A 1866-nucleotide genomic window follows, 5' to 3' on the forward strand; every position below is an offset into this window, starting at 1 on the left:
CGCTGCCGTGTTGACGAGGCTGCGGTGCTCGATCATGACGCCTTTGGGGCGTCCCGTGGTGCCTGACGTGTAGATCACGTAGGCCAGATCTTCCATGCGCGCTGCGCTGTCGTTAACGTCAGTTGCACTCACACCGGCTGCGCTGTACGTTGCATTCATATCAGCAGCATCAACGCTGAGTGTGCTGTTTGCTGCATTCACGCCAGCTGCATCTACTCCGGCTGCGCTGTTCGCTGCATTCGCTCCAGCAGCGTCTACGCCGAGTGCGCTGTTCGCTGCATTCGCTCCAGCAGCGTCTACGCCGAGTGCGCTGTTCGCTGCATTCACGCCAGCAGCATCCACACCAGCTGCGCTGTACGCTGTCTCGTCGTCCAGGCACAGCACGCTTTGCAACGGCAGCGCCACTCCTTCGTCCAGCCAGGCCCGGGTGCGCTCCAGCAGATGGCTCTGCGTTAGCAGCACGGATGCGCCGCTGTCCTCCAGCATGAACCGGATGCGGTCCTGCGGANCAGCCAGGCCCGGGTGCGCTCCAGCAGATGGCTCTGCGTTAGCAGCACGGATGCGCCGCTGTCCTCCAGCATGAACCGGATGCGGTCCTGCGGATAATCCGGGTCTATCGGTACGTACGCGCCTCCGGCTTTCCACACCGCCAGGACACCGACCAGCAGCTCCACGGAACGATCGGCCAAGATGCCGACGATGCTTTCGCGGCCGATGCCTCCCGCCCGCAGCGCTGCGGCCAGGCGACTGGCCAGTTCGTTCAGCTCGCCGTACGTCAGCTGCGTATCTTCATACACAACCGCCGCTTGCGCTGGCGTAAGTGCGGCCTGTTCTTCGAACAACCGGTAGAGCGGCTGCTCCGGCGGAAGTCCACGGGCAGGCTCCGCATTGAACTCCTGCTGGATCTGCTGTTTCTCTTCTGCGGTCATTATATCCAGCGCTGCAACTTTTGCGCCCGGTTCACTCACGATAGCGTCGAGCAATTGCTCAAAATGTTTCGCGAATCGTTCGATCGTCCCTTTTTTATACAAGGCAGTCGCATATTCAAGAATATATTCCAGACCGCCATCCTTTTCTGTCAGATCAAGGCTCAAATCAAATTTAGACACGATTTCTTCACTGGTGTACGGCTCCATTTGGAGCCCGGGGAGCCTGAACTCCTTGTTCTCCGTATTTTGCAAAGTAAACATCGTATCAAAGAGCGGATTGCGGCTTAAATCACGGGCAACCTGGATCTTATCCACCAGTTCTTCAAACGGATAATTCTGATGCTCATACGCACCCAAGGTCGTTTCCTTGATCTCCTCGAGATACGAGATGAACGTCTTCTCCCCGGCCGGATAATTACGGATTGCCAGTGTATTAACGAACATTCCGATCAGCGGCTGTACGTCTTCGTGGTTCCTTCCCGCAATCGGCGTGCCTACGATAAGATCTTCCTGGCCCGTATATTTGTGCAGCAGGATCGTATACGCCGCAAGCAGGACCATGTAGAGCGTCGAGCCGGTTTCTGCGGCGATCCGTTTCAAGTTCTCGCTTTTCTGTGCATCAATAAAAAATGAAAGTGCATGTCCTTCGTAGCTCTGCACCGCCGGACGCGCATAATCAGCCGGCATCTCCAGAACGGGCAGTTCTCCTTTAAATTTATCCAGCCAGTAGGCTTCCTGCCGCTTCAATTGCTCCTGCTGCGCTTCGGACTGCTGCCATACGGCATAATCCTTGTACTGGATGCGCAGCGGTTCAAGCTTATCTCCGCTGTATAAGCCCACAAACTCTTCCACGAGCACGTCCATCGACACCCCGTCCGAGATAATGTGATGCATATCGAACAGCAGGATATGACGCTCCGGCTCCAGCTCGATAAGG

1 protein-coding gene and 1 pseudogene are annotated in these 1866 nt (G+C 56.6%); both read right to left on the reverse strand.

Features of this window, described 5'->3' with window-relative positions:
- A partial coding sequence (locus tag AR333_RS25580) for an AMP-binding protein (protein WP_156431001.1) occupies positions 1 to 486 on the reverse strand: 486 nt, incomplete at its 3' end.
- Between the two features lie 23 nt (positions 487 to 509).
- Positions 510 to 1866: pseudogene (locus AR333_RS24060) on the reverse strand (condensation domain-containing protein); the annotation flags it as partial.

The organism is Paenibacillus sp. FJAT-26967 (genome assembly GCF_001541095.1).
Lineage (GTDB): Bacteria > Bacillota > Bacilli > Paenibacillales > NBRC-103111 > Paenibacillus_F.